The organism is Deinococcus sp. AB2017081 (genome assembly GCF_034440735.1).
Taxonomy (GTDB): Bacteria; Deinococcota; Deinococci; order Deinococcales; family Deinococcaceae; genus Deinococcus; species Deinococcus rufus.
In genome coordinates this window covers 3601091-3627564 of the sequence record NZ_CP140098.1, presented here as the reverse complement: position 1 = coordinate 3627564, position 26474 = coordinate 3601091, and the positions used below count along the sequence as shown (strand labels likewise).

At 71.0% G+C, this 26474-nt stretch carries 22 protein-coding genes; 6 read left to right on the top strand and 16 right to left on the bottom strand.

Annotated features, from left to right (window positions below):
* Positions 1 to 35: 35 nt before the first annotated feature.
* Complete coding sequence (locus tag U2P90_RS17695) at positions 36 to 713, top strand: response regulator transcription factor (protein WP_010887388.1); 678 nt, start codon at positions 36 to 38, stop codon at positions 711 to 713.
* Positions 714 to 735: 22 nt separating this feature from the next.
* Here U2P90_RS17695 and U2P90_RS17690 read toward each other — a convergent pair whose 3' ends face one another.
* Together U2P90_RS17690 and U2P90_RS17685 are read right to left on the bottom strand one after the other, a co-directional pair.
* Positions 736 to 1683 carry an SDR family oxidoreductase gene (locus tag U2P90_RS17690; protein ID WP_322473166.1) on the bottom strand — a complete coding sequence of 316 codons (948 nt, stop codon included), beginning with the start codon at positions 1681 to 1683 and terminating at the stop codon, positions 736 to 738.
* Positions 1684 to 1867: 184 nt separating this feature from the next.
* Positions 1868 to 2434 carry a TetR/AcrR family transcriptional regulator gene (locus U2P90_RS17685; RefSeq protein WP_322473165.1) on the bottom strand — a complete coding sequence of 189 codons (567 nt, stop codon included), beginning with the start codon at positions 2432 to 2434 and terminating at the stop codon, positions 1868 to 1870.
* Positions 2435 to 2787: 353 nt separating this feature from the next.
* On the opposite strand from U2P90_RS17685, the gene U2P90_RS17680 reads away from it, so the two are divergent.
* Positions 2788 to 4356, top strand: a complete 1569-nt coding sequence (locus U2P90_RS17680) for a sensor histidine kinase (RefSeq protein WP_295818829.1) — start codon at positions 2788 to 2790, stop codon at positions 4354 to 4356.
* A gap of 54 nt (positions 4357 to 4410) precedes the next feature.
* Here U2P90_RS17680 and argR read toward each other — a convergent pair whose 3' ends face one another.
* Positions 4411 to 4890 carry an arginine repressor gene (gene argR / locus U2P90_RS17675; protein ID WP_416173939.1) on the bottom strand — a complete coding sequence of 160 codons (480 nt, stop codon included), beginning with the start codon at positions 4888 to 4890 and terminating at the stop codon, positions 4411 to 4413.
* Positions 4891 to 5027: 137 nt separating this feature from the next.
* Complete coding sequence (locus U2P90_RS17670) at positions 5028 to 5408, bottom strand: VOC family protein (RefSeq protein ID WP_322473164.1); 381 nt, start codon at positions 5406 to 5408, stop codon at positions 5028 to 5030.
* A gap of 124 nt (positions 5409 to 5532) precedes the next feature.
* Between U2P90_RS17670 and U2P90_RS17665 the strand changes: the two genes are divergently transcribed.
* Positions 5533 to 6195 (top strand): winged helix-turn-helix transcriptional regulator, encoded by a 663-nt coding sequence (locus tag U2P90_RS17665; protein WP_322473163.1) that lies wholly within the window; start codon positions 5533 to 5535, stop codon positions 6193 to 6195.
* 18 nt (positions 6196 to 6213) lie between these two features.
* Here the strand turns inward: U2P90_RS17665 and coaBC are convergent, their stop codons facing one another.
* Both coaBC and U2P90_RS17655 read right to left on the bottom strand, forming a co-directional pair.
* The gene (coaBC, locus tag U2P90_RS17660; RefSeq protein WP_322473162.1) at positions 6214 to 7443 is read right to left on the bottom strand and encodes a bifunctional phosphopantothenoylcysteine decarboxylase/phosphopantothenate--cysteine ligase CoaBC; all 1230 of its coding nucleotides are present in this window, start codon (positions 7441 to 7443) and stop codon (positions 6214 to 6216) included.
* A 34-nt stretch (positions 7444 to 7477) separates the two neighbouring features.
* The gene (locus tag U2P90_RS17655) at positions 7478 to 8062 is read right to left on the bottom strand and encodes a TetR/AcrR family transcriptional regulator (RefSeq protein ID WP_322473161.1); all 585 of its coding nucleotides are present in this window, start codon (positions 8060 to 8062) and stop codon (positions 7478 to 7480) included.
* A 130-nt stretch (positions 8063 to 8192) separates the two neighbouring features.
* Between U2P90_RS17655 and U2P90_RS17650 the strand changes: the two genes are divergently transcribed.
* From U2P90_RS17650 to U2P90_RS17640, 3 genes are all read left to right on the top strand, one after another.
* Positions 8193 to 11114, top strand: a complete 2922-nt coding sequence (locus tag U2P90_RS17650) for a YhgE/Pip domain-containing protein (RefSeq protein ID WP_322473160.1) — start codon at positions 8193 to 8195, stop codon at positions 11112 to 11114.
* A 177-nt stretch (positions 11115 to 11291) separates the two neighbouring features.
* On the top strand, positions 11292 to 12899 hold the full coding sequence (locus U2P90_RS17645) for a carboxylesterase/lipase family protein (RefSeq protein ID WP_322473159.1): 1608 nt from the start codon (positions 11292 to 11294) through the stop codon (positions 12897 to 12899).
* 8 nt (positions 12900 to 12907) lie between these two features.
* Positions 12908 to 13528: an META domain-containing protein gene (locus tag U2P90_RS17640; RefSeq protein WP_322473158.1), complete on the top strand. Its 621-nt coding sequence runs from the start codon at positions 12908 to 12910 to the stop codon at positions 13526 to 13528.
* Positions 13529 to 13858: 330 nt separating this feature from the next.
* Here U2P90_RS17640 and U2P90_RS17635 read toward each other — a convergent pair whose 3' ends face one another.
* The 10 genes from U2P90_RS17635 to U2P90_RS17590 all read right to left on the bottom strand — a co-directional run bounded on the left by U2P90_RS17635 (position 13859) and on the right by U2P90_RS17590 (position 26417).
* Complete coding sequence (locus U2P90_RS17635) at positions 13859 to 15583, bottom strand: NAD-dependent malic enzyme (RefSeq protein WP_322473157.1); 1725 nt, start codon at positions 15581 to 15583, stop codon at positions 13859 to 13861.
* On the bottom strand, positions 15580 to 16341 hold the full coding sequence (gene allE / locus U2P90_RS17630; protein ID WP_322473156.1) for a (S)-ureidoglycine aminohydrolase: 762 nt from the start codon (positions 16339 to 16341) through the stop codon (positions 15580 to 15582). The genes U2P90_RS17635 and allE overlap by 4 nt, the downstream gene beginning before the upstream one ends.
* A 67-nt stretch (positions 16342 to 16408) precedes the next feature.
* The gene (locus U2P90_RS17625; protein WP_322473155.1) at positions 16409 to 17767 is read right to left on the bottom strand and encodes an allantoinase; all 1359 of its coding nucleotides are present in this window, start codon (positions 17765 to 17767) and stop codon (positions 16409 to 16411) included.
* Entirely contained in the window at positions 17764 to 19005 is a 1242-nt protein-coding gene (locus tag U2P90_RS17620; protein WP_322474722.1) for an allantoate amidohydrolase, read from the bottom strand. The genes U2P90_RS17625 and U2P90_RS17620 overlap by 4 nt, the downstream gene beginning before the upstream one ends.
* A 2-nt stretch (positions 19006 to 19007) precedes the next feature.
* Positions 19008 to 20483 (bottom strand): aldolase/citrate lyase family protein, encoded by a 1476-nt coding sequence (locus tag U2P90_RS17615; RefSeq protein WP_322473154.1) that lies wholly within the window; start codon positions 20481 to 20483, stop codon positions 19008 to 19010.
* A 21-nt stretch (positions 20484 to 20504) separates the two neighbouring features.
* Positions 20505 to 21296 (bottom strand): IclR family transcriptional regulator, encoded by a 792-nt coding sequence (locus U2P90_RS17610; RefSeq protein WP_322473153.1) that lies wholly within the window; start codon positions 21294 to 21296, stop codon positions 20505 to 20507.
* Position 21297: 1 nt separating this feature from the next.
* Entirely contained in the window at positions 21298 to 22836 is a 1539-nt protein-coding gene (aceB, locus tag U2P90_RS17605; RefSeq protein ID WP_322474721.1) for a malate synthase A, read from the bottom strand.
* A 207-nt stretch (positions 22837 to 23043) separates the two neighbouring features.
* Positions 23044 to 24321: a VanW family protein gene (locus U2P90_RS17600; RefSeq protein ID WP_322473152.1), complete on the bottom strand. Its 1278-nt coding sequence runs from the start codon at positions 24319 to 24321 to the stop codon at positions 23044 to 23046.
* Positions 24322 to 24406: 85 nt separating this feature from the next.
* The gene (locus tag U2P90_RS17595; protein WP_322473151.1) at positions 24407 to 24886 is read right to left on the bottom strand and encodes a fasciclin domain-containing protein; all 480 of its coding nucleotides are present in this window, start codon (positions 24884 to 24886) and stop codon (positions 24407 to 24409) included.
* Positions 24887 to 25193: 307 nt separating this feature from the next.
* A complete protein-coding gene (locus tag U2P90_RS17590; RefSeq protein ID WP_322473150.1) occupies positions 25194 to 26417 on the bottom strand; it encodes a glycerate kinase type-2 family protein in 1224 nt (407 codons plus the stop codon).
* Positions 26418 to 26474: the final 57 nt, after the last annotated feature.

Here is a 26474-nt window from a genome sequence, read left to right as displayed (position 1 = left end):
CCTCTTCTCATGAGAGCCGTCCCTAGACTGCGGGCATGGAACGCAAGCCCCTGGTACTCGTCATTGAGGACGAGAAAGACATTGCCCGCTTTATCGAGCTGGAGCTTGCCGCCGAGGGCTACGCCACCGAGGTGGCCTTCGACGGCGTGACCGGCCTGTCCAAATTCCGTGAAGTCAACCCGGATCTCGTCATCCTGGATCTGATGCTGCCCGTGCTGGACGGCCTGGAAGTGGCGCGGCGCATCCGCAAGACCAGCAATACCCCGATCATCATCCTGACCGCCAAGGACGGCATCCAGGACAAGGTCGAGGGCCTCGATTCCGGTGCGGACGACTACCTGATCAAGCCCTTTTCCATCGAAGAGCTGCTGGCGCGTGTGCGTGCCCACCTGCGCCGTGTGAACCCGGCGGTGACCGGAGAGGTGCGCGTGGCCGACCTGGTCATGAACCTCGACGGCCGCGAGATCTTCCGTGGAGGCCGGCGCGTGGAGCTGTCCGCCAAGGAGTTCGAACTGCTCGAACTGCTGGCGCGCAACCCCGGCAAGGTCTTCTCGCGCTTCGAGATCGAGGAGAAGGTCTGGCCCGAGTACACCGGCGGCAGCAACGTCGTGGACGTGTACATCGGATACCTGCGCCGCAAGCTGGAGGAGGGCGGAGAGCGTCGCCTGATCCACACCGTGCGCGGTGTCGGCTACGTGCTGCGCGAGGAGTAAAGCTTTCAGCGGCCAGACGGTGTCAGCGTGACGTCGTCTGGCCCGTCTGCGCCGCCACGGGGAACGCCACGCCAGTCAGTTCCTCTGAGACCCGCCACAGGCGTTCGGCCGCTGAGCGGTCTGTCGCCTGGGGTGGAATCCGCGCCTCGGCCGGGTGCCCGCGCGTCTCGCCCAGGCGGTTCGGGCCGTAGTAGTGACCCGGCCGCGCGGCCGGGGCGGTGGCGGCGTACAGCGTGGGCACCGCCCCCTGGGCGGCCGGCTGGAACAGGAACCACAGCACACTGCGGGCCAGGCCGGCGGCGCTACGGCGACCGGGCGCGTTGTGGAGCAGGTCGGTGCGGGAAATGCCGGGGTGGGCTGCCACGCTGTCCACGCCCCAGCGGCCGGTTTCACTGCGCCGCTGCAGCTCGAAGGCGAACATCAGGCAGGCGAGTTTGGACTGGCTGTACGCTGCCATCGGCTGGTAGGTTCGTCGGGCCTGAAGGTCGTCGAAGTCGAGGCGGCCCGCACGGCTGGCGACGCTGGACAGCGAGACCACCCGCCCGTGCGGGGCGCGGCGCAGCAGCGGCAGCAGCCGCGCCGTGAGGGCGAAGTGGCCGAGGTAATTGGTTCCCAGCTGAAGTTCGAAGCCGTCTGAGGTCTCCTCGCGCTTCGGCGGCGTCATCACGGCGGCGTTGTTGATCAGCAGGTCGAGGCTGTCCTGCTCACGGCCCAGCCGTTCGGCGAAGGCCGCGACGGACGCAAGACTGGCGAGGTCGAGCGCCTCGAAGCGGATCGATGCCGTGGGCAGCTCGGCCCGGATCCGGGCCACCGACTCGGCTCCTTTCTGTGGACTGCGGCCCGCCAGGATCACCTGTGCGCCGGCCCGTGCAAGGGCCAGGGCGTCCTCGTAGCCCAGGCCCCCGGTGCCGGTGATGACGGCGGTTCGCCCGTGCTGGGGCGGGATGTCGGTCTGCGTCCAGTTCGTCATGGTCATCTCCTTCTGGCGGACGCCGGGTGGTCGCTGCTTCTGGCAGCGCCTGCGGCATCGCGACAGGGCATGGCTGTCCACAGCCGATCCGGCGGTGGCGTGGGTGGTGTGGGGTGCCCGCGTTTTGGGTCGGTACCGGCTGGGGCCGCTCAGCCCTCCACTGGCCGCGCTTAGCCAGCCAGGGTCATGAAATGGCCCGCCAGTAGGCCTTGAACCCGAGTTCGCACAGCTGGGCCGCGTGCTGTGGCTCCCGGATCATGGCGTCCATCGTCACCTCGGTCAGGGCATTGATGACGCTGTCGGCAAACGCCGGAGGAGCGTCACGCAGCGATCCGTGATCGCGCAGCCGGGTCATGAAGTGCAGCATGTCGTGGGCCATCTCCTGCGCCGCCGCCCGCGTCTCGGGCGTGATCTCCTCGGACAGCACCAGGTGGGTCAGCGCCCGGCGCTTCTCCGGGAAGGCCACCGCGAACGCCATCCAGTTCTGCCACACGTGGTAGGCCTGCTCACGCAACGGGGCGCCCTGGGGCACGCCGTCCATCGACGAGGCGGCCACCTCGGCCTTGAGTTCCAGATAGAGCTGATTGAGCAGATCCGTCTTGCTGCTGAAATAGGTGAAGAACGACCCCGTCGCCACGCCGGCCCCCTGGGCGATGCCGGCCGTCGTGGCCCCCAGGCCGTGGGCGACGATGGCGGCCGTCGCGGCATCCAGCAGGGCACGGCGCTTCTCGCTGCTCTTGGGTCTCACCATGACGCCACCGTATCATTGATTGATTAGTCAGTCAATATAGGTAGGTGCAACTGGGCGGGATCACTGGGTTGAGAACGCTCCAGGGGTTCCTGCCGGACACTGTGCCGTCTGCACTGCCGTCGGCCCACAGGGGACGGGGAGACACCCCTCGCTGTCATTGAACGACGACTGGGTGTGAATGGCGCACCGGTGACCATGCCCTCCTCGTGTGTGGGCCGGGGAGACCGCTTACCCCACCGGATCGGTGCCGTGCTCCGTGTCCCTCATCGTCCGGCCGCTAGACTGCGGAACGTGTCCGCTGATCTCGGCCGTGTTCACCGCAACGGCATCCCGCACGCGGCGGCGGAGTCCACGTGACCCTGCGCTGGCGGCTCACGCTGTTCTACACGGCGCTGCTGGCGGCGCTGCTGCTCGCGGTGGGCATCACGACCCTGTACCTGATGCGCACCAGTCTGGTGAACACGCTGGACAACAGCCTGCTGCAGGACTACTCGCGCTTCTCGACGACCTCGACCAGCATTGCACTCAACCCGTGCGATCCGGAATCCATCCAGAGTACGGCTCCATACGACGCGACCCTGACGGCCCGGTACCAGTTCCCGAACTCGAACCTTCAGGTCGAGCCGCTGGAGTTCTACACGCGCCAGGGCCTCATCGACGAGCTGAGCAGCGTGAACCGTGACGCGACGCTGGCGACCCTCAAACGGGTGCAGGATTTCAGCCGGCGCTCACTGGGCTTCGACTGCGCGTACCCGGTGCGCCTGAGCGATGCCCAGCTGAGCGAACTCGTCCGGTCGAGCACCGGACGGCTGTACCTGAACTACCCCCTGCGGGATTCGTTCAACACGCAGCCGGTGATGGTGCGCCTGCTGGTGATGCTCGCTCCCCTGCGGCAGGCCAGCAGCCCGCTGCTCGGCGGCGAGGACAGTGTCCTGAGCATCGTCTACGTGAGCAGCCGGCTGGATGATCTGGAGACCACCCTGAGCGAGCTGAGCCGCGTGATCCTGCTGCTGTTCCTGGCGGGCCTGCTCACCGCCGGCACCGGCGCGTTCCTGCTGGCCGGACAGGCGTTGCGGCCGCTGCGGCAGGTGCAGCGGGCTGCCGAGAAGATCGGTGGACAGACCCTCGCGCAGCGCGTGCCGGAACCGGCCACCGGCGACGAGGTGCAGTCGCTGGCGCAGGCCCTGAACGGCATGCTGGGCCGTCTGGAAGCCAGTTTCGAGGCGCAGCGCCGTTTCACCAGCGACGCCAGCCACGAACTGCGCACGCCGGTCACGGCGATCAGTGGCCACGCCAGCTACCTCCTGCGGCGCACCAGTCCGACCGGGCAGCAGCAGGAGAGCCTGAAGATCATCCAGAGCGAGTCCGAGCGCCTGACCAACCTGATCGCCAGCCTGCTCCAGCTGGCCCGCAGCGATTCCGGGGCGCTGGTCATGCAGAAGGCCCCGATCCTGTCGACGCTGTTCCTCTCGGAGATCGCGCGGGAACTGGGGCCCCTGGCACAGGCGCAGCAGACCGTCATCGCGGTGCGGGGGCAGGAGGTGGCCTTCGAGGGCGATCCCGACCGGCTCAAGCAGGTGATCATCAATCTGGTGAGCAATGCGCTGAAGGCCGGCGCGAAGAACGTGACGCTCCAGAGTCAGGCGGTGCTGGACGGCCAAGAGGTGCGCCTGAGTGTCCGCGACGACGGGCCGGGCATTCCGGCCGACCAGCTCGAGCGCCTGTTCGACCGTTTCTACCGCCTGGAGGACAGCCGCAGCCGCGACCAGGGCGGCGCGGGCCTGGGCCTGAGCATCGCGCGGGGCATCGTGGACGCGCACGCGGGGCGCATCTGGCTGGAGAGCACCGTGGGTGAGGGCACCGCCGCCCATGTCCAGCTGCCGGTGGGCAACCTGCCGGATCTGGACGACGACGTGCCGTAGGGGCGGCAGAGGGCTCAGGATGGTGTGGCGCTCTGCCCTCTGCTCTCGGCCCCTCTACCCCAGCATCAGCTCGTGCAGTTCCTCCATCAGGGCCTCTCCCTCGGCCACGGTGCGGGCCAGGACGAAGATCGTGTCCTCGCCGGCGATCGTGCCCACGATGTCGTCGCGGCGCAGGCGGTCGAGGAGCATCGCCACGCCGGTCGCGTGGCCGTCGGCGGTGCGGATGACCAGGGTGTTCTCGCCCCGGTCGATGTCGTGCACGAAATTCTGGAAGAGCCGGGCGAGTTCGCCCTCGACATTGGTGTGGCCGCTCATCTGCGCCAGCGCATAGCGGTGCCGGCCCTTGCCGACCGGGACGCGCACCAGCCGCAGCTCGTTGATGTCGCGGCTGACGGTCGCCTGCGTGACCTGGATCCCGCCCTCTTGGAGGCGCTGCACCAGTTCGCCCTGCGTGGCGATGCTCTCGCGGGCGATGATGTCCTGTATGCGTTTCTGACGCTGTTCCTTGCTCAGGGCGGCGGGCACGCCCTCCATCATTGCATAGACGGTGAATACTGCAAGGCGTGTCCAGACACGAACTGGGACTCCAGGGCGGTGTCGACGTGGCGGCGGACGCTCGCCCGCGTGCGTTCAGCCCGCAGGAGTGCCGACGGCCCCACGCCGGGCAGAGGTCACCGGGGGCCGGCCACGCCCATGAGGTGTCCCTGTGGATCCCGGAAGTGGCCGAGCATCAGCTGGCCGTCGGGACGGGCGACAGGACCCAGGACGCGGGTGCCGCCCAGCGCTGCGGCGCGGGTCAGGGCCGCCTCGACATCCGGGACGCCCACGTAGACGATGACATGCTCCGCGTACCCCGGCCCACCCCCGATGCCGCCCGCCACCACCGGGCCGCCCTGCGCGGGGGACAGAAAGCCGTAGCTGCCCGGCTCCGAGATCTCCGGCGCGACCGGATGGCTGGTGTCGGAGGTCCACCCGAAGAGCTCGGCATAGTAGTGCTGGAGCTGCCGGGGGTCACGGCCGATGATCTCGAAATGCACGACTGCGTGTTCCACAGGTCTCCCCCCGAAGCCTGACACGGCACACGCACGGCTTCACTTGCGTTGCGCCACGGTACCAGCAATGGTTGTGAAAAACAACCGTCGGGTTGTACACTGCAACCACAGAGGTTCGACTGCCATGCCCACATGCCGGAGCTACCACGATGCCTGCCCGATTGCCCGCGCCCTGGACGTGATCGGTGAGCGCTGGGCCCTGCTCGTCGTGCGGGAACTGCTGTTCGGCCCACAGCGGTTCTCTGATCTGCGCCGGGCGCTGGCGGGGGCCAGTTCGAACCTCGTGGCCGACCGGCTGCGCGAGCTTCAGGAGCGGGGCGTGGTGGAGCGCCGCCAGCTCCCGCTCCCGGCCGGTGCGTGGGTGTATACCCTCACCGACGCCGGACGCCGCCTGGAGCCGGTGCTGCTGGCCATGGGCACCTGGGGCGCCCACCTGCCGCCGCCCCCGGGGCCGACCACCCTCAGCGCGGCCTCGGTGCTGCTGTACCTGCGAACCACGGCCCGCCCCGCGGCCGACGCGCCTCCGGCCAGTCTGCGGCTCGATCTGGATGGAGCGGTCTGGACGGTGGACGTGGCCGACGGGCAGATCCACATCCAGTCCGGGGCAACGGGGCCGGGCGACGCGCAGCTCACGACCACTCCGACCACCTTCCTGACCCTGCTGGAACATCCGGAGCGGCTGGAGACCGTCACTGACGGCAGCGCAGTCGTGCGTGGTGACGTTCAGGCGTGGCGCCGCGTGCTGGAGTCGGTGGCCGGAGGGCAGCCCCGGCGCAGGAGCGGTTGAGGGTGAGCTGTGCTGGCTTCAGGCAGGCTGCGGGGTGGTGGACGGGCGCAGCCCCCGGACGGCCTCGTCCAGCAGCCGGCGGGCCACCTCGCGCTTGCTGGTGCGCGGCCAGTCCTCGTGCGTGCCGTCCGGGCGCACCAGTGTGACCTGGTTGTCGTCGCCCCCGAAGGCCGTGCCCTCGCGCGTGGGGTAGTTCAGCAGGATGAAGTCGGCGTTCTTGCGCTGGGCCTTGGCGGCGGCACGTTCCACCCCGGCATGCGTCTCCATGGCGAAGCCCACCAGCACCCGCTCCCCCTTGTCGGCCCCGAGCTGCGCCAGGATGTCAGGGTTCGGCGTCAGGTGGATGGTCACGTCGCCCGCGACCTTGGCCTGCTTCTCGGTCGCCTGGTCGGCCGCCCGGTAGTCCGCGACGGCGGCGGTCATGACCACGATGTCCGCGTCCTGTGCGGCACGGATCACGGCGTCACGCAGTTCCAGCGCCGACTCGATCCGCACGGTGGTCACGCCCGGCGGGTCGGGCAGCGTCACGGGGCCGGTCACCAGCACCACGCTCGCTCCCCGGTCACGCGCCTCCTCGGCCACGGCGAAGCCCATCTTGCCGCTCGACGGATTGCTGATGAACCGCACCGGGTCGAGGTACTCGCGGGTCGGGCCGGCCGACACGACGACCGTGCGGCCCGCGAGGTCACGCGTGACTGGCCGCAGCAGCGCCAGCACGTGTGCGGCGATGTCCTCCGGTTCGGCCATGCGCCCCAGGCCCGAGCCCTCGCCCCGTGTGCCGAAGGCTCCGACCTCCGGCCCCAGGAAGGCGTGGCCCCATCCGCGCAGCCGCTCCACGTTGGCCTGGACGGCGGGACTGCGCCACATGGCCTCGTTCATGGCCGGCACCCACAGCACCCGCCCCCGCACGCTGAGCAGGGTCGCCAGCGCCAGATCGTTCGCGTGCCCGCCGGCCGCCCCCGCCAGCAGCTCGGCCGACGCGCCCACGACCACGGCGGCATCGACCCTGGCGTGGGTCAGGTGCAGGGCGTCCGGTCGGGGCTCGAACCAGTGGACATCGGTGCCGACCGGGCCGTCGGCGGCGGTGCTCAGGCTCAGTTCCGTGATGAAGGCCAGGGCCGAGCGCGTGGCGATCACGCGCACGGCCGCGCCCTGCTCGCGCAGGCGGCGCAGCACGGACGGGGCCTTCACGGCCGCCATCGAGCCGCCCACGATCACCAGAACGGCCGGGGTCGTCGGATCGGTCACGCCCTGAGTGTACCGAGCAACGGCGCCCGCGTGCTCACTCGGGACGTCCGCGCAGCGCGTCCAGGCCCCCCGAGATGAAGACCGGGAGCGTCTGGTGCAGGGCCGGCGGCGTGTTCTCCGGGTGGCGCAGGGCCTCGACCGCCACGGCCTCCAGCAGCAGCGTGATGATCACGAGCGCGCCGGTGTCCCCGGCACTTGGTGCGGGCCGGTACGGCGCGAGCCGCGTGGCGAGCTGATCCAGGAAGTGCCGGCGCTGTTCGCGGAAGGTGGGGCCGCCCCCGGAGTGCATGAGCAGCAACAGGTCGCGTTCCTGGAGCAGCGCGGCATGGATGGCGGCGTAGTCGACGGCGGCCGGATCGCGGCCCTGGCCGGCCTCCAGCACCGGCCGGAGCCGGGCCCACAGCGCGGGCAGCCGGGCCTCCAGCAGCGCCCCGAGCATGTCTGTGGTGGATGTGAAATAGGTGTACACCGTCGGCCGGGACGTGCCCAGCGCCCGCGCGACATCGGTCATGGCGACCCCCTCGAAGCCGCGCTCGATGAAGAGGGCCTGGGCGGCATTCAGGATCTGCTCCCGGCGCGTGTCGGCGTCCAGGCGGCGGGCGGGGGGCATGGCCGGCATGCGTCACAGCGTACCAGAGAAGTGACAGTCTGTCACTTGACGATCTGTCAACTACTGAGCATACTCACCTGTGCAGCGGGCATACTCCGGGCACTTTCAGTCCACAGCCCAGTGCCTGCCAGGAGAGCCCATGCCGTCACGTGCCCCCCTTCGCCTCCATACCCTGCTGGACGACTACCGCCGCCTGAGTTCCGCCGAGCGCCGGCTGTGGCGCTGGCCCATGATGTGGGTCTCGGCCGCCGCGATCACCGCCGTGCCGCTGGCCTACGCCACCATCTACCTGAGCAGCGCCCTGGATCCCTACGGCCACCTGGAGAACCTGCCGGTGGCCCTGGTCGATCTGGACGCCGGTACTGTGAGTGACGGCACGACCTATCGCCTGGGCCAGGAAGTCGTGCGCGACCTGACCCGCACCCCCAGCTTCCGCTACACCACGTACTCCACCGAGCAGGCGGCCCATGACGCCGTGCGGCGCGGCGACGCCTACTTCGCGCTGGTGATCCCGAAGACCTTCAGTGCGCACGCGGTTGCCGGCAGCAGTGCGGATCACGGCACCCTGAACTTCTATGTCGCCGAGGGCAGCAACTACTTCGCCAGCCGCGTGGCCGCCACCTTCGCCAGCACCCTGGCCGACGACCTGAACGCCACCCTGGGCGAGACCCGCTGGACCGTCGTGCAGCGCACCCTGGCCCAGGCCCAGCGCGACCTGACTGGCCTGCGGGACGCCACCGGCCGCCTGACCGAGGGAGCCTCGCAGCTCAAGATCGGCACGCGGCAGCTCGCGTACAGCGCCGGTACCCTGGCCACGGGTGCCCGCAGCGCGGCGGGGGGCGGTCAGGAACTCGTGACCGGGGCCACCGAACTCTCGGGCGCGGTCACCCGCCTGACCGATGGCAGCGCCGCGCTGGGCCGTGGCCTGAAGACGCTGAACGCCGCCGTGCCCACGGCCGAGTCCCTGGCCCCCCTGACCGCTGGTTCGGCCCGCGTGGCCAGCGGGGCCGGCGCCTTGGCCGGCAGCCTGGATTCACTGGCCGGCGGTGCCCAGACCGTGGCGGGGGGTGCCCGGAGTGCCGCCGACGGTGCCCGGCAGCTCGCGCAGGGCAGCGGCACCCTGGCCACGACGCTGCCCGACGTACAGGATGGCGTGGGCCAGCTCGCGGAGGGCGCTGGCCGCCTGGCCGAGTCTGCTCAGGCCGCCAGCAACGGTGCCGCCCAGCTCGCCACCGGGAGCAGCCAGATTGCCGAGCGGCTGCCGGCCCTCCAGACCACCCTGGACGGGCTGAGCGGCCGCGCCACGCAGCTCGCGGCCAGCGCGTCCCGCCTGGACACGGCGGCGCGGCAGCTCACGCAGCCGGTCACGCCGCTGAGTGTGCAGCTGCCCGCCCTGAATACCGGCGTGACCCAGGCGACGGCCAGCGCCCGTCAGTTCGCCGCCAGCGCCAGCACGTTCTCTCAGACGATGGCTGCCATGAATGTCAGCCTGCGCTCGCAGCTGCTGGTGCCGCAGGTCGTTCGCGAGGACGTGGCCACCCTGACCGCCCAGGCCGAGCGCGTGCGCACCGAGAGCGTGGCGCTGCGCACCCGTCTGGAGCAGCTGGGCACGCCCCTGCGCCGCGCGGTCGGCACCCCTGTGTCCGCCCCCGCCCCGGCCGGGCCCCGGTTGCCGGGGGTGGGGCAGACCAGCGAGGCTGCCACCGACCTGGCCACTGCGCTGACGGCCGCCCGTGACAGCGCGGCCAGCACCGTCCAGGCGGCCGGTGCCCTGGAGTCCGACGCCACGCGCCTGGCGGAGACCCTGCGCGACCTGGCGGGCGGCGCGGACACGCTGGCGACCCAGGCGGGCACCGCCCGCAGCGGCCTGTCCGGGGCCGTCCAGGGCGCGCAGACCATATCGGGCAGCGCCACGGCCCTGGCCCGTGGCCTTCAGGACGTGCAGCAGGGAGCGGCCACCCTGGCCGACCGCACCACGCAGGCGGCGGCCGGTGCCCGGTCGGTGCAGACCGGTGCGGCGACCGTACAGACCGGCGTGGCGTCGCTGGTGGACGGCACCGCGAAGCTCAGAACCGGCCTGGGCGAGATCACCCGCCAGCTGCCTGCCCAGGACGACCTGAACGCGGTCAAGGGCGGTGCCCGCACCCTGGCGGCCAGCAGTGAGACGCTCGGCCAGGGCCTGACCCGCGTGGCCACCGGGGCCGACAAGCTGCAGGCCGGGGCCGACGACGTGAACGCCGGGGCCGGCCGGCTCCTGGACGGGCTGACGGCGCTCCAGGCGAAGATCCCCACCCGTGTGGACGCCCTGACCGGCGACCCCCAGGGCCTGAGCGTGAGCGTGACGCCCGACATCCAGACCTTCGCCGCCGTCAAGAACAACGGCGCGGCCTTCGCCCCGTACTTCATGGCCCTGAGCCTGTGGGTGGGCGTCACGCTGACCACGTTCATCTTTCCGTACCAGCAGCTGCCGCGCAGCGGTCGGCGCTCGTCGCAGCTGGCGCGGGTGCTGCGCAAGGCCGCCGCCCCCGCCGTGCTGGTGACCGTGCAGGCGCTGCTGGTCGTGCTCGGGGTGCACCTGCTGGGCGTGGACTTCCTGCACCCTGGCCAGGTGGTGCTGACCGCTGTGGCCTCCAGCATGACCTTCCTGATGATGGTGCTGGCCCTGATCGTCTGCTTCGGTGCGGCGGGCCGCCTGCTGGCCCTGATCCTGCTGGTGCTGCAACTCGCGGCGTCCGGTGGCAGCTATCCCGTCGAGGTCGCGCCGCGGGTGTTCCAGGTCATCCACGACTGGCTGCCCGTCACGCAGAGCGTCGGGGCCTTCCGGCACGCCCTGAGCGGGGCGTTCGAGGGCCGCTACCCCACCTTCATGCTGATCCTGCTGGCCCTGTTTATAGGGAGTCTTGCGTTCGCCCAGCTGGGCCGCCGCCGCTGGGAATTCGTGGCTGACCAGGACTTCAGGCCCCTGATCAGCGCGCCGATCACGTCCCGGGACGTGCCCCCCGATCCCTATATCGACGCACCGACCCCCGAGGAGCTGAAGGATCGCACCGTAGACGGCTGAGGGCGTCCTTTCCACGGTTTTCGTGTTCTGGCCGGAGACTGCCGATCCCACGACATCAACGTATTCATCCTCGCTCCATATCGTGATCGTTGTTACCGAGCCATGCTCTGTCGTGCGGCCTGATGACCGGGTCACCCTCCCGGACGGGGACGCTGGTCTGCTCCTGTGGAGGACTGCATGAATGTCAGCTCTGGTCTACAGTCGCTGTTTGTCGCTGCCAGCCTGCTGCTGTCTGCCGCTCAGGCGCAGACGGTCACGGTGCCCACCACGCAGGGGCCGGTGGTGGGCTCGGCCACGCCCGTCCAGCAGTTTTTGGGGATTCCGTATGCTGCGCCTCCCACCGGCCCCAACCGCTGGAAGGCCCCGCAGCCCGCGCCCACCTGGACGGCCCCGCGTGACGTTCGCACGGCTGGGAACATCTGCCCGCAGGTTGTGATCGCGCTGTTCCCCGTGCCAGGCCGCACCCCCGGCGAGATCCTGGGGAACGAGGACTGCCTGACCCTGAACGTCTACGCACCGCAGGGAGCCACGGCCGCGAGCAAACTCCCCGTGATGGTCTGGATCCACGGAGGTAGTTTCGTCGCCGGGGCGGGCAGCAGCTATGACGCCAGCGTCCTGGCGCAGAAGAACGGTATCGTGGTGGTCACGCTGAACTACCGGCTGGGTGCCCTGGGCTTCCTGGCCCTCCCGGCCCTTGACGCCGAGGCCCAGGGCGGGGCGTCCGGCAACTACGGCCTGCAGGATCAGCAGGCGGCTCTGACGTGGGTGAAACGCAATATCGGGGCCTTCGGGGGTGATCCGGCCCGCGTGACTGTGGCCGGAGAATCGGCCGGCGGCATGAGCGTGTGTGCGCAGCTCGCCTCCCCGCAGGCGGCGGGGTTGTTCCAGCAGGCGATCATCCAGAGCGGGCTATGCACCAGCCCCGGCAACGCCGTCCTGCAGAAGGACGCCGCCACCCGCAACGTGAAGTACGCCGAGAACCTCGGGTGCCGCAGCACCGACGTGGCGTGCCTGCGCGGTGCGGACGTGTCGAAGCTGCTCACCACGAGGGTGCCCGGCCTGCGGCCGATCAGCAATCTGGTGTGGTCGCCCACCTACGGCACGCCGCTGCTGCCCCGGACATTGAACGACGCCTTCACCCAGGGGGCCTTCAACCGCGTGCCGGTCATGACGGGCACCAACCACGACGAGGGCCGCCTGTTCGTGCCGGTCGCGTCCCCGGACGGCTCGCCCGTGTCTCTGGTGAAGTACTGGGCCAGCGCGGGCCTGCTGGTGGGGGCTCCCCGTGCCCAGCGGGTGCTGCTCCAGTACCCCTTCCGGCGCTACGGCACGCCCGCCCTGGCCTTTGCCACCATGTTCACCGACGGCGTGTTCAGCTGTCCGGCGATCCGGGTGAACACGGCGCTGTCTCGGTACGTGCCGGTCTACGCCTACGAATTCAACGACCCCCAGGCCGTGAGCGTGATCAAATCGCCCTCCGACCTGCCGGGGCTCGGCTCGTACCACAGCAGCAGTCTGGTCTACGCCTTCCAGACGCCGCTGCCAGGGGTGGCCGATTCGGGCGCGTTCACGCCGGCCCAGCGGGCGCTCTCGGACGCCTTCAGCGCGGCGTGGGCGACCTTCGTCAAGACCGGGAAGCCGGAGGTCGGCGGTCAGGCGGCGTGGCAGGTCTTCGATCCGGCCCATGCGAACGTGCAGGTCTTCACCCCGGTCAGCATCCGCGAGAGCACCACCTTCGCCACGGATCACAAGTGCGCGTTCTGGCTCGCACTGGATGTCCAGTGAGGGGATGGATGGTTATGCTGGCCGCGCTGCTCGGCGCGTCCGGGGCTGCCCAGACCGGAAGCGGACAGATCGCGGACGGCACATGGTCGCTGACCCGCCTGACGGATGCCGCCGGCACGCTCTCGTTCGGTGGCCCGGATGCCCCGACCCTGCGGCTGCTGGGCACTGGCATCAGCACCGAGGAGGGCACCCGCGTCTCGGGCTTCGCGGGCTGCAACACCTTCATGACCACCGCCATCTTCACCGCCCAGACGCTGAAGCTGCGGTCCCTCGCCACGACCCGCCGCGCGTGCCCGGCCCCCGTGCTGGCCGCCGAGGGGCGGTATCTGAAGGTACTGGCGCAGGCCCGCGTGTTCGTCCGCCGGGGCACCACGCTCACCCTGACGACCGGGAAGGCCCGCGCCGTCTTCGTCTATGGCAGCTCCGCCGAACGGAGCCTGGTCGCGCCGTGGCGGCTCGTCGGCGGCCAGGGTGAGCAGCCGCTGACCCTGCGCTTCGGCCCGGACGGCCGCGTGGACGGATTCGCCGGCTGCAACACCTTCCGGGGACAGTACAGCGTGCAGGACGACACCCTGAGCATCGGCCCGCTGGCGACGACCCGCCGCGCCTGCGTCAGTCCGGCCCTCTAGACCCAGGAACAGACGTATCTGAACGACCTCCAGACCACGCGCACCTTCAGGGTCGGGGGTGGCCTGCTGACGCTGGTGACGTCGGCGGGCAGGTCGGTGCAGCTGGCGCGGCCGGTGCCGTGAGGGGGGAGCTGCGGGCGAACCCCTCCGCCCCTTCGGGGCACCTCCCCTCAAGGGAAGGCAACCATCAAATCATTGGGGGAGCTGGCACCGAAGGTGGCTGAGGGGTTTACGCAGCTTCACTGAACCCTGCCGTCTCAAACGACCTTCATGCAAGCCTGCCTTGAGCACCAACCCTCGTCCCTCCCTCTCACCTCACCACCCCGCCCCCTACTCCAGGCGGAAGGGCAGGTGCTTGGGTTGCCAGAACTTGCGCTCGACGAAGGCCCGCAGTTCCTCGCCCGACAGGCGGCGCACCTCGAACTCGGTCGCCACGCCGTCCGCGAGGGCCTGCCGGATGACGGCCACGGCGACTTCCACGCTGGCCTTCGACAGTTCAGCAACCGGCGGGTACAGGCGCGTGGGGTGGTGCGCCTCGGTGTACGCGGCCAGGGCGTACGCGGCGGCCGTGACCATGCCGTCCGTGATCTCGCGCACGCGCGCCAGGATCGCGCCGAAACCCAGGCCGGGGAAGATGAACGCGTTGTTCCCCTGCCCGATCTCGTACGTCTGGCCAGCCTGCGTGACCGGCGCGAAGGGACTGCCCGTGGCGACCAGCGCCTTGCCGTCCGTCCAGCGCAGGATGTCCTCCGGCAGCGCCTCGGTGTTCGCGGTGGGGTTGCTCAGGGGGAAGACCATGGGCCGCTCGGTGTTCGCGGCGGCGGCGCGCACCATCTCCTCGCTGAAGATGCCGCCCTGCCCGCTCAGGCCCAGCAGCACGGTCGCCTTTGCGTCGCGGATGACGCTCAGCAGATCGGTGCCCGACCACCCGGCCGCGAGTTCCCTCGGCGTTGCCAGCTCGCGCTTATAGGGCTCCATGTCGCGGTCGTCGGTCAGGAGCCCGCGCGAGTCGAGCACGAACACCCGCGCGCTGATCGCCGCGTCGTCCAGGCCCTCGCGGCGCATCCCCTCGCGGATCGCGGCGGCCACGCCCGCGCCGCCCGCGCCCGCGCCGTGCACGACCACGACCTGCTCCGCGAGGCGCTCGCCCTTCACGCGGCACGCGTTCAGCACGCCCGCCAGCACGACCGCGCCCGTGCCCTGGATGTCGTCGTTGAAGCTCGGCACGACCCGTCTATAGCGGTGCAGCACCTCGAACGCCGCGTCCTTGCTGAAGTCCTCCCACTGGATGATCGCCTTCGGGTAGCGCTCCAGCGTGGCCTCCACGAAGGTGTCCACGAACTGCAGGTACGCCTCGCCCGTCAGGCGCTCGTGCTTGACGCCCAGGTAGTGCGGGTCGTCGCGCAGATCCTGGCGGCCCGTGCCCACGTCCAGCTCGACCGGCAGGGTCTTGTCGGGGCCCACGCCGCCCGCCACCGTGTACAGCGAGAGCTTGCCGATGGAAATGGCCATGCCGCCGAAGCCCTGATCCCCGATGCCCAGGATCGCGCTGGAGTCCGTCGCCACGATGATCCGCACGTCGTTCAGCGGCACGTTCGCCAGCGCCTGCCGTGCGCGCGCCACGTTCTGCGTGCTGATCGTCAGGCCGCGCGGGTAGCGGTAGATCTGCGAGAAGCGCTTCACGGCCTCGCCCACCGTCGGCGTGTACACGATCGGCAGCATCTCCTCCACATGCCGGGACAGCAGCGCGTAGAACTGCACCTCGTTGCGATCCTGCAGGTTGCGCAGGAACGTGTGCCTCCGCATGGGGTCGTCCAGCTTCGAGTAGTCGCCGTACAGGCGCTCCACGAGCACCTCCAGCGAGTCCACCTGCGGCGCGAGCAGCCCGTCCAGGCCCAGCAGCTCGCGCTCCTCGGCCGTGAACGCCGTGCCCTTGTTCAGCAGCGGAATGCGCGTCAGGTTGAAGCCCCGGATCAGCGGCACGATGTACCGGTGGCCGTCCTCGCCGCGCTTCACGTCGTAGTGGTCGGTCAGGGGCAGCTCACGTCTGGTCATGGCGTCCATCCTCCCACCGTCAGCGGATGACGGTTCATGTCCTTGTACAGCAGGTACTTGCTCCAGTGACGCCCCAGCGCCGCGTACCACTGCGGGCAGTACGCGCCCATCCAGATCACGTCCCCCCGCGCCACCGGGTAGTACGTGTCCTGGAGCTTGTACAGGCCCTCGCCCTCCAGCATCAGCAGGCCGTGCTCCATGTAGTGGATCTCCGCGTATGGCAGCGTCGCGCCCGGCGCGAAACTCATGGTGCTGACCATGAAATCGAACTCCGGGCTGTCCGGCAGCAGCTTACGCGCGATCAGGTGGTCGTCGCCCTCGAAGGCGTATCCGGCGTTCTCCCGCTCGTTCCCCCAGTACACGGCCGGCGTCGTCACGCCCGAGACCTCGTACGGCTTCTCGAACACCGACACGCGCGCGGCCGAGGAGGCCGTGATCGTGTGCGCGACCCCCGCCGGGAGGAACACGTAGTCGGACTCGCGCAGCGTCCGGGCCTCACCGTCCACCGACACCGTGACCTCGCCGTCCAGCACGAAGGCGAAACGCTGGTACCCGTGCGCGGACTCCCGCGCCACCGCGCCCGCCGGCATCTCCGCCGTGAACTGCACGAACCGCGCCCCCAGCCCGATCACCGGCGCGATGTGCAGCACGACCGCACTGCCCGGCCACTCCGCCAGCGCCGTGCGCACGAAGGTCTCCGGCGTGATGACCGCATGGGACTGCTGCAACGAACTTCGCGTGACGCCGAGATGTTTCACAGAGGAGCTCCTTGGGGGTCTGAGGGTCTGAACGGGTGAGGGCCGGGGCAGAGGGGGGGGTCGACGTTCAGGCGTTCCGACCTTCCGACGCGCCCACCGGGCGCACCAGCCGTCCCCGCACCGAGTCGTCGAACACGCCCTGCCCGTAGATCTTGCGGCCGCGCAGGTACGTGGCATGGACGCGGCCGCGGAAGGTCTCGCCGCGGTAGGGGTTCTGCTGCCAGCGGTCGTGCAGGTCGGTCAGAGTGAAGGCCTCGTCCAGCTTCACCAGGGCGAGGTCGGCGTCCGCACCGACCTCCACGCGGCCCTTGCCGGGCAGGCGGAAGCGGCGGGCGGGGTTCAGGGCACTCAGGGCGGCGACGAGTTCCAGCGGGAGGCCCCGGCGGTGGTGGCCGCCGTCCAGCAGGACGTTCAGGGTGCTCTGCGCCCCGGAGATGCCGCCCCACAGGGCGAAGAAGTCGTCGCTGGTCTTCATGTCCGGCGGGGCGGGGGAGTGGTCGGAGCCGATGGTATCCACATCCCCGTTCAGCACGTGTCGCCACAGGTCGTCCTGCACGGAGCGGGGGCGCAGGGGCGGCGCGCACTTCAGGGCCGCGCCCATGCGCTCCACGTCCTCGTCGGTGAAGTGCAGGTAGTGGGGGCAGGTCTCGACGGTCACGTCCACGCCCCTCGCCTTCCACTCGGCGGCCATCGCCACGGCCGCGCCGCTGCTGAGGTGCACGAGGTGCAGGGCCGCGCCCGTCTCCTGCGCGAACAGGAGGGCCCGCCCCACGGCCTCCAGCTCCGTCACCACGGGCCGCGACGCAAGGTAGTCGCGCACGCCGCGTTTCCCCTCGGCCCGCGCCGTCTGCGTGAGGCGGCGGGTGAAGTCGTCGCTCTCGGCGTGCGTGCCCACCACCAGGCCCAGGCGGGCGGCCGTGCGCATGCCCTCGTACAGGGTCACGTCGTCCACGGCGGGGAATTCGTCCAGGCCGGAGTTCGACATGAACGCCTTGAAGCCGATCACGCCCGCGTCCGCCAGATCGTCCAGTTCACCCAGGTTCAGCGGGGTCAGGCCGCCCCACAGCCCGAAGTCCAGCCGCGACTTCGCCTCGCCCAGCGCGCGTTTCTCGTCGAAGCGTTCCCTGCTCAGGAGGGGGGGGCTGGAGTTCAGCGGCATGTCGAGGAAGGTCGTCGCGCCGCCCGCCGCGAGCGCCCGCGTGCCCGTCTCGAAACCCTCCCACTCTGTGCGGCCCGGCTCGTTCAGGTGCACGTGGGCATCGACCACGCCGGGGAAGACATGCAGGCCGGTGGCATCCACCTCCGCGCCGCCGGTGAGTTCCTCGCCCAGCTCCACGATCACCCCGTCCGCGATCCCGATGTCCAGCCGGCGCACACCGTCCGGCGTGACGACCTGCGCGCCGCGCACGATCGTGTCGAAACTCACGCGCGCACCTCCTGCGCCAGCTCCTCCACGAAGCGCACGCCGACGCGCAGGGCGGCCTCCACGTCCTCCGCGTTCACCATCTCGTCCGGGTGGTGGCTCAGCGCGTTCGGCGAGCGGATGAACAGCATCGCGGCGGGCATGACGGTCGCCATGACCATCGCGTCGTGCCCCGCGCCGCTCACGAGCTCCGGGTGCGCGAGGCCCTCGGCCTCCGCCGCGCGGTGCAGCAGCGCCCGGAAGCCCGCGTCCATCGGCGTGGCGGGTTCCTCCATCTTCGGCGTGACCGTCAGCGTGACGCCGCGTTCGGTGGCGAAGCGCTCGGCGTCGGCCAGCAGCAGCGGCAGCTTCTCCAGCCGCACGGCGTCGTGCTCGTGGCGGATGTCCAGCGTGCAGTGCACGTCCCCCGGCACGATGTTGATCGCGCCCGGCCGCGCGTGCATGACCCCCACCGTCGCCACGAGGCCCGGCGTGTGCCGCGCCCGGTCTTCCGCCGCCACCACGAATCGCGCCGCCGCCGCCAGCGCGTCCCGCCGGTGCAACATGGGCGTGGTGCCCGCGTGCGACGCCCGGCCCGTGAAGTCCAGCAGCACGCGGTTCTGCCCGGCAATCGCTGTGACCACGCCCACCGCCGCGCCTGCCGCCTGGAGCACTGGCCCCTGCTCGATGTGGAATTCCAGGAAGCCCAGCGACTGACCCTGCACCCGCGCCTCCGGCAGCTGATCCGGGTTCAGGCCGAACTGGGTAATGGCGTCCGCGACGGTCAGCCCGTCCGCGTCCGTCAGGCCCAGCATCGCGTCGGCCGTGCCGGTCAGCGCCCGCGACCCGATGAATGGCACGCCGTAGCGCACGCCCTCCTCCTCCGAGAACGCCAGCAGCTCCAGCGCGAACGGCAGCTCCTGCCCCTGCACCGCCTCGGCCAGCGCGTACGCGAGCAGCACGCCAAGAACCCCATCGAAGGCCCCCGCGTTCGGCACCGTGTCGATGTGCGACCCCGCGTACAGGGTCGGCGCGTCCGGGCGCGGCCCCTCACGGCGCGCGCGGAGGTTCCCCACCGCGTCCACCCGCACGCTCAGATCCAGCCGGGCCGCCCACGCGAACAGGAAGGCGTGCACGTCGCGCGTGCTCGGGCACAGGTACGGGCGGGTCGTCTCGCCCGGCACCTCTGTCAGCCGCGCCAGCTCCGCGCACGCGGCCAGCACGCGGGCATTCAACTCACTCAGGTTCACGCTCGGATTCACGGTCAAGGGCTCACTCCTTGGAAGAGGTCAGGGAACAGAGATTGCGCCTCACGTGGGAAGTAGGCTGGGCACACCTCGGCCAGCACCAGATGATCAAGTAACCGTGATGCTCCCGCATTGTCCGGCATCAGCGCCCCCCGCTCGCTCCGGTACCGCGCCGGGGTCAACACCTCCCCGTCGTCCAGCCGCGCGCCCACCCGCACCCACTGCCACACCAGCGCCCGCGCCAGCTCCGCCGTCGCCGTGTCCTCCACCCGCCCCGCGCGCACCACCACGCCGCGCCCCTCCAGCCACGCCGCGAACACGTCCAGCGCCAGGGAGATGGAATCTCGGAGTTCCGCCACGGGGATGGCGGGTGGGGTGGGGAGGGCGGTGAGGGTCGCGGAGAGGCCAGGCCCGGTGAACCCCTCCGCCCTTCGGGCACCTCCCCTCAAGGGGAGGCAATGATCTGCTCGTTGGCTCCCCTCAAGGGGAGCTGGCCGCGAAGCGGACTGAGGGGTTTCACTCGACTGACTCGCAATCCCCTCCCGCACCACCCCGACCAGTTCCGGCAGGCCGGCCCACGCGGCGGTGAAGCCCTGGGCGGCCTCGCGCTGCTTGTCGGCGCGCACGGCGTCGAGGGCGGGGGTGGGGTCGGCGGGGTCGGGGGCGAGGGACGCGGTGCCGCCGATGGCCTCCGCGCCGTGCTCGCGGCACACGGCGACGAGGTGCTCGGCGTAGGCGCGCATGGCGGGCACGTCCATGGTGAGCTGTGAGCGTGTGGGCACGGGGCCGGCGCGGGTGGGGCCGACGTGTTTGACAAGGCTGAACACGTAGTCCCACCGCCCGGCGTTCAGGCCGTACGCGCGGGGGTGGAGGGCGTGCAGCAGCGCTTCGGCGTGCAGCAGGCCGGGGAAGGTCTCGATCTGGAGGCACACGTGCACGGTGTCCGCAGGCAGGCCTAGGTGCGCCTCTGCGAGGGTCAGGGCGTCGTGCCAGAACTGCGCCTCGGCCACGGTCTCCAGCTTGGGGATGTACAGGTGCGGCGGATCGCCTGGGCGGGCAGCCAGGATGGCGCTCAGGTCGCACAGGGCGGCGATTCCGGGCCCGCCGAGGGTCAGGTGCGGTTCCGTGGCGTACAGGGCGCGGGGCCGCACGAGGAGCGGCTTTCCTGTGGTGGCCGCCCACTCCAGCGCGTCGTACGCGGCCTGCACGTTCGCGCGGGTGGGGGAGAAGGTGTCGTCGAGGTCGATGACGACCGCGTCGGCGTCCGAGTCGAGGGCGCGGCGCAGGGCGGGCAGGTCGGACGCCTCGACGATCAGCTCGGCGCGGCGGCCGTGCAGGTCGTCGGGGATGGGCGCGGCGCGGAAGGCGGGCACCGGGCCAGGCGGGGGTGGGGAGGCATCCGGCAGGGTCGTCCAGCGGCCGCGCAGCTCGGCGTGCAGGTGCGCGGCGAGGGCGTGCGCGGCGGGGGTCAGGCTCAGGGGTGGCGTGGGCATCGGCTCCTCCGGGTCAGCCGATCATACGGACTGGGCTGGCGGTGTCCACCCCAGCGCCCGCGAGATGTCCTGCGCGGCCTGCGTGATCCGCGCGGCGAACCGGGGCACCTCGGCCTCCGTCAGGCGGGAGGTGGGCGCGGAGACGCTCAGGGCGGCAACCACGCGGCCCGCGCCGTCGCGGACGGGGGCGGCGACGCAGCGCACGCCGAGTTCACGTTCCTGGTCGTCCAGCGCGTGGCCCTGGGCGCGGACGCGCGCCAGTTCGGTGCGGTAGGCGTCCAGCGTGGTCAGGGAGTGCGGCGTGAACGCCGGGTACGGCCCGGGGCCGAGGCGCGCGGCGACGTCCGCGTCGTCCCGCCATGCCAGCAGGGCCTTGCCGACGCCGCTGGCGTGCAGGGGCGCGGCGGCCCCGAGCTGCGTGAACATCCGCACCAGCTGCCGGCCCTCGACCTGCGCGACGTACACGGCCCCCTCGCCCCGCAGCGCGGCGAGGTTCGCGCTCTCGTTCAGGTCGTCCACCACGGCCCGCATGACGGGGTGCGCGGCGGCCAGCAGGGCGTCGTGCGCGTCGTAGGCGTGCCCGACCTGCGCGGCGCGCGGGCCCACGCGGTACGCGCCCCCGTCGCCGACCTCCGCGAAGCCCTGCTGCACCAGCGTGTCCAGCAGCCGCGACACGGTGCTGGCGCTCAGGTTCACGTCCCGCGCGAGCACCGTCAGGGTGGCCGCGCGCCGCTCCGCGAGGGCGGCGAGCACCGCCAGTCCGCGTTCCAGCGTGCGGACGCCCGTGCCGCCCTCGCCCGTGGTGGCGTTCACGTCAGGCGAGCTGCGCGTAGCCGGGCAGGGTCAGGAAGTCCATCAGGGGGCGCTCGGTGGCGGTGCGGCGGAACAGCGCGGCAGCGTCCGCGAAATCCGGGCCGAGCTGGCCCACCTCGTCGGCGTACAGGGTGTCGAACAGTTCCGGCGTGAGCGTCCGGCCGTCCTCCAGGGTCACGGCGTGGTTCAGCCACTGCCACAGCTGCGCGCGGGAGATCTCGGCGGTGGCGGCGTCCTCCATCAGGTTGTGGATCGGCACCGCGCCGCTGCCGCGCAGCCACGCCGCGAGGTACTGGATGCCGACGTTGATGTTCGTCCGCACGCCCGCCTCGCTCACCGCGCCGTCCGGCGGGGTCAGGAGGTCGGCGGCCGTGATCGTCAGTTCCCGCTGTTTGCCGCTGTCGATCTGGTTCGGTTCCGGCATCACGCGGTCGAAGACCTCGGTGGCGAGCCCCACCATGCCAGGGTGCGCGACCCACGTGCCGTCGTGGCCGTTCGTCGCCTCGCGCTCCTTGTCGATCCGCACCTGCTCGAAGGCCGCGGCGTTCTTCGCCTCGTCGCCCTTGACCGGGATGAACGCGCTCATGCCGCCGATCGCGGGCGCGCCGCGTTTGTGGCACGTCTGGATGGCGAGCTTGCTGTAGTTCTGCATCATCGGGACGGCCATCGTGACCTTCGCCCGGTCGGGCAAAATCGCGTTCCCGTCCTCGCGGAACTTCTTGATGTAGCTGAAGATGTAGTCCCAGCGCCCGCAGTTCAGGCCCGCGGAGTGCTCGCGCAGCTCGTACAGGATCTCGTCCATCTCGAAGGCGGCCAGGATCGTCTCGATCAGCACCGTGCCCTTGATCGAGCCGTGCGGAATCCCGACGCGCTGCTCGGCCAGCGTGAACACGTCGTTCCACAGCCGGGCTTCCAGGTGAGATTCCATCTTGGGGAGGTAGAAGTACGGGCCGCTGCCGCGCGACAGCAGTTCCCTGGCGTTGTGCCAGACGTACAGCCCGAAGTCGAAGAACGCGCCGGCCAGCGTCTGCCCGTCCACCGTGACGTGCTTCTCCGGCAGGTGCCACCCGCGCGGGCGCACGAGCAGCACGGCGGTCTTGTCATTCAGCCGGTAGCTCTTGCCGTTCGCCTCCAGTGAAATCGTGCGGCGCACGGCGTCCCGCAGGTTGATCTGCCCCTCCACGCAGTTCTCCCACGTGGGGCTGCTCGCGTCCTCGAAGTCCGCCATGAACACCCGCGCCCCGCTGTTCAGCGCGTTGATGATCATCTTGCGGTCGACCGGCCCGGTGATCTCCACGCGGCGGTCTTTCAGGTCGTCCGGGAGCGGCGCGATTTTCCACTCGCCCTCACGCACGCCCCTCGTGCCCGGCAGGAAGTCCGGTTTCTCGCCGGCGTCCAGGCGCTTCTGCCGGGCCTCGCGGGCGTCGAGCAGGTCGGCGCGGCGGCCCTCGTAGCGGCGGTGCAGTTCCGCCACGAACGCCAGGGCGTCCGGCGTCAGGATCTCCTCGTAGCCGGGCTTCAGGGGGCCGGTGATGGTCATGCCGTCCGGAAGGGTCAGGTGGGGGTGGGTGGGGGTCGTCACGGGGCACTCCTTGCGGCTCGGGCGGGGGGCGACTTCCATCTGGTGAAACTGACTTCCACTGTACGGGAGTAGTTCGCCGGCCGCAATTGTCCGCCGCGAGGTGACAGGGCCACACACGGGCACGCCGGCCCCACGCAGAGGGCCGGCGTGCCGTCCGATCAGACCTCAGCGCAGACGCTCGTCGCCGGGAGCCACCGCGAACACGCCGCCCCATGCGCGGTACGTGCTGGTCACGGTGTCGCGCCGCGTCGGCCCCCCCGGGACGGTCACGGTGCGTGTCACGGCCGCCCGCAGGCCCGCAGCGGGCATGTCGATGCGCCGCGCGCCCCCGGCCTCCAGCTCGCGGTCGACCACGAAACTCGGCTCCGGCGCGGGCCGCCGCCGCGTGACGACCGCCTTCCCGATGCTCACCGTGCGGCCGTCGGCGCGGCCGAACAGCGACACGGTCAGGGCCTCCTTCTTCACGTCCCACGCGGCCTGCACGAGCACCGGGCCGCCCGTGTCGTTGCGCCAGCGCAGATCCTTGGCCGGGGCGTACACGGCCGCGTCCAGGCCGGGGTCGCCGTAGTACGCCACCTGATACGAGTGCGCGTGCCGCTCCGTGATCGGCAGGCCCGCCCGGAACGCCGCGCGGAACACCGTGGTGCTCACCTGGCACAGCCCGCCGCCGTCCTCGGTGCTCAGCGTGTTCCCCGTGACCACGTACCCCGGCCGGAAACCGGTCGCGGCGCTGATCGGGCCGATCAGGGCATTGAAGGAGAAGCCCCTGCCCGCCGCCACCCACGCCCCATGCACCCGCGCCGCCCCCACACGGATGTTGTGCACCCGGAAGTCCGGGCTGCCCGCGAAGCCCGACTCGCCGCTGCCGAGGTGCTGGAGCTTCTCCTGCGCCGCCCAGCGCACGGAACGCGCCGGAGCCTGCAACGTCACGGTCAGCGGACTGGCCGCGGCGTCCCCCCGCAGGGCCGCAAGCAGCGCCGCCCCGCTCGCCGCGCGGTCGACCGTCCAGCCCGTGCGCGCCTCGCCCACCCAGCGTCCGCCCCGCCGCACGAACCGCAGGTCACGCGGCGTGCGCCCCTCGACCGCCGCGTACACCCGCCCGAGCTCCGCCCGGATGGGCTCCAGCGTCCCCGCCGCCCGCACCTGCGCGACCTGCGTGGCCGTCAGCGTCAGGGGCAGTTCGCGGTGCAGCAGGGGGCGCTCGACCGCGCCGCCCACCAGCCGCGGCTCCGGCACCGACCAGCGCAGCGCCACCGTCCGGGACGCGGGGGTGGGGAGTGGAGCCGGATCGGCCGGGCGCGGCGTCGCGGGCGGGGCCGTGGCGGCCGGTGTGGCCGCGGGAGCCGACGCCGCACGCAGCGGTGCGGTGGCGGCCACGCCGAGGCCCAGCAGCGTCAGGGAGAGCGCGGCGAACCGCAGGGAGCGGAGGGGAAGTCTGGGCATGGTGAAAGTCCTGTGGGAGAGAACCGGAAACCGGGGAAGCGAGCGCGCGGCTCCCCTCCCCGGTCACTGTGGTGAGGCGGGAACCTCAGGGCATCAGCACCGTGTCGATCACGTGGATCACGCCGTTGCTGGCGCGGATGTCGGCCTGCGTGACGGTGGAGTCGTTGATCATGACACTGCTGCCCATCATGGAGACGTTCACGTTCGCTCCGTTCACGGTCTTGGCCGTGGTCAGGTTCATGACCTGCGCGGCGGTCACGCGGCCGGGCACCACGTGGTACAGCAGCACGGCGCGCAGCTTCTCGCGGTCGTTCAGCAGGGCGTCGAGATCGGCCTGCGGGATCTTCGCGAAGGCGGCGTTCGTCGGCGCGAAGACCGTGAAGGGGCCAGGGCCGCTCAGGGTCTCGACCAGACCGGCGGCCTGCACGGCGGCGAGCAGCGTGCTGAAGTTCGGGTCGTTCGAGACGACGCCCGCGATGGTCGTGCCGGACGGCACGGTGCTGCCGCCTCCGGCGACGGCGGTACTGGTCAGCAGCAGGGTGATGCAGAGGATGATGTTCTTCATAGTAGACCTCCGGAACAAATAGAGAGACGTCGCAGATTGCCCGACAGGGCTGATCTCCGTTCCTGCGTGATCCCATGTGGTTGACACCGTCTCAGAATGCCTGACCGGACAGGTCTCTCACCTGTTCCGACAGTCCTCTTTATTGACGTGGTCAGCGTAACTGCTGTGAATTGTGTGGTGCGTATGTCGCGGCACAATATGTGGAGCGGTTGAGGACAGGATTGAACTGTACGACCCATCTCGATATCGATCCGGAGCGCGTCGCGTCGGTGGCTGGGTCATGCCGCTGCTCGCTCCCACCCGCCGGTCACCCCAGATTCACCGCGATCAGCCGCAGGTCGTTCAGGTTGTGCCCGCTGGGGCCGGTCACGAGCAGGTCGCCCAGTGCCGCGAAGAACGACGCGGCGTCGTTGCGGTTCAGGAAGGCGGCCGAGTCCAGTCCAGCACGGTCGGCCCGCGTCTGGGTGTCCGGTGTCAGGAACGCCCCGGCCGCGTGGCTGCTGCCGTCCACACCATCCGATCCGGCCGACAGGGCATGCACACCCACACCGTCCAGCTCGCGCAGCAGCCACAGCGCAAATTCCGTGTTGCGTCCGCCCACGCCGTTCCCGCGCACCCGCACGGTCGCCTCGCCGCCCGAGATCAGAACGACTGGCTTGCCAGTGGTCAGGGCGTCACGCACCGCCGCCGCGTGACTCCGGGCCACCTCCTGCACGTCGCCCACGAAGGCGTCGCCCAGAATCACGGCCCGCACGCCGCGCCCCTCCAGATGCGTGCGGGCGGCCTCCAGCAGCAACCGGGTGCTGCCGATCACGGTCGTCGACACGTCCGGCAGGGCCTTCGGCGTCTCGGGCACGTCGCCGCGCAGACCGGCGTGGAGGTGGGCGCGGGTCTCGGGGGCGTCCACGCCGTAGCGATCCAGCACGGCCAGCGCGTCCGCGAAGGTCGAGGGATCGGGCACGGTCGGCCCGCTGGCGATGGTCGCGGGATCGTCGCCCACCACGTCGCTGAGGAGCAGCGCCCGGATATGGGCACGGGTCGCCGCCGCCAGCCGCCCGCCCTTGACCCGCGACAGGTGTTTGCGCACCGTGTTCAGCTCGCGGATGTCGGCTCCGGCCCGCAGCAGTGCCCGGGTCAGCGCTCCCTTCTGTTCCAGCGTCACGCCGTCCGGAGCACACAGCAGCGCACTCCCCCCGCCCGACACCAGCACCAGTACCGTCTGACCGGCCTGGTGCGCGGACAGCCGCTCCAGCGCCCGCTCGGCGGCCCGCACGCTCGCGGTGTCGGGCACCGGATGCGACCCCGCGATCACCTCGGCCCCCGGCACGTCCTCCCACACGGGCGGCACCACCAGCGCGGGCACGCCCGGAAACGCCTCCAGCGCCACCCGCGCCATCGGCACCGCCGCCTTCCCGAAGGCCAGCACGAAATGTGGCCGCGTGCCGGTCAGATGCGGAGCCAGCAGCGCCTCCGGCCGCACGCCGTCCAGCGCGGCACGGTAGGTCTCGCGGAGCAGGGCACGGACGTCCATCCGGTCACTGTAGAGCGGGCCGCAGCAGAGCGGCGACCGGACACGCGGAGTGCCGGT

Coding starts and splice junctions, on each gene's coding strand:
- U2P90_RS17650 (WP_322473160.1), top strand. CDS start 8,193: ATGCCGTCACGTGCCCCCCTTCGCCTCCATACCCTGCTGGACGACTAC.
- U2P90_RS17665 (WP_322473163.1), top strand. CDS start 5,533: ATGCCCACATGCCGGAGCTACCACGATGCCTGCCCGATTGCCCGCGCC.
- argR (WP_416173939.1), bottom strand. CDS start 4,890: ATGGAGGGCGTGCCCGCCGCCCTGAGCAAGGAACAGCGTCAGAAACGC.
- U2P90_RS17640 (WP_322473158.1), top strand. CDS start 12,908: ATGGTTATGCTGGCCGCGCTGCTCGGCGCGTCCGGGGCTGCCCAGACC.
- U2P90_RS17600 (WP_322473152.1), bottom strand. CDS start 24,321: ATGCCCAGACTTCCCCTCCGCTCCCTGCGGTTCGCCGCGCTCTCCCTG.
- U2P90_RS17590 (WP_322473150.1), bottom strand. CDS start 26,417: ATGGACGTCCGTGCCCTGCTCCGCGAGACCTACCGTGCCGCGCTGGAC.
- U2P90_RS17655 (WP_322473161.1), bottom strand. CDS start 8,062: ATGCCGGCCATGCCCCCCGCCCGCCGCCTGGACGCCGACACGCGCCGG.
- aceB (WP_322474721.1), bottom strand. CDS start 22,836: ATGACCATCACCGGCCCCCTGAAGCCCGGCTACGAGGAGATCCTGACG.
- U2P90_RS17645 (WP_322473159.1), top strand. CDS start 11,292: ATGAATGTCAGCTCTGGTCTACAGTCGCTGTTTGTCGCTGCCAGCCTG.
- U2P90_RS17635 (WP_322473157.1), bottom strand. CDS start 15,583: ATGACCAGACGTGAGCTGCCCCTGACCGACCACTACGACGTGAAGCGC.
- U2P90_RS17695 (WP_010887388.1), top strand. CDS start 36: ATGGAACGCAAGCCCCTGGTACTCGTCATTGAGGACGAGAAAGACATT.
- U2P90_RS17615 (WP_322473154.1), bottom strand. CDS start 20,483: ATGCCCACGCCACCCCTGAGCCTGACCCCCGCCGCGCACGCCCTCGCC.
- U2P90_RS17685 (WP_322473165.1), bottom strand. CDS start 2,434: ATGGTGAGACCCAAGAGCAGCGAGAAGCGCCGTGCCCTGCTGGATGCC.
- U2P90_RS17595 (WP_322473151.1), bottom strand. CDS start 24,886: ATGAAGAACATCATCCTCTGCATCACCCTGCTGCTGACCAGTACCGCC.
- U2P90_RS17690 (WP_322473166.1), bottom strand. CDS start 1,683: ATGACGAACTGGACGCAGACCGACATCCCGCCCCAGCACGGGCGAACC.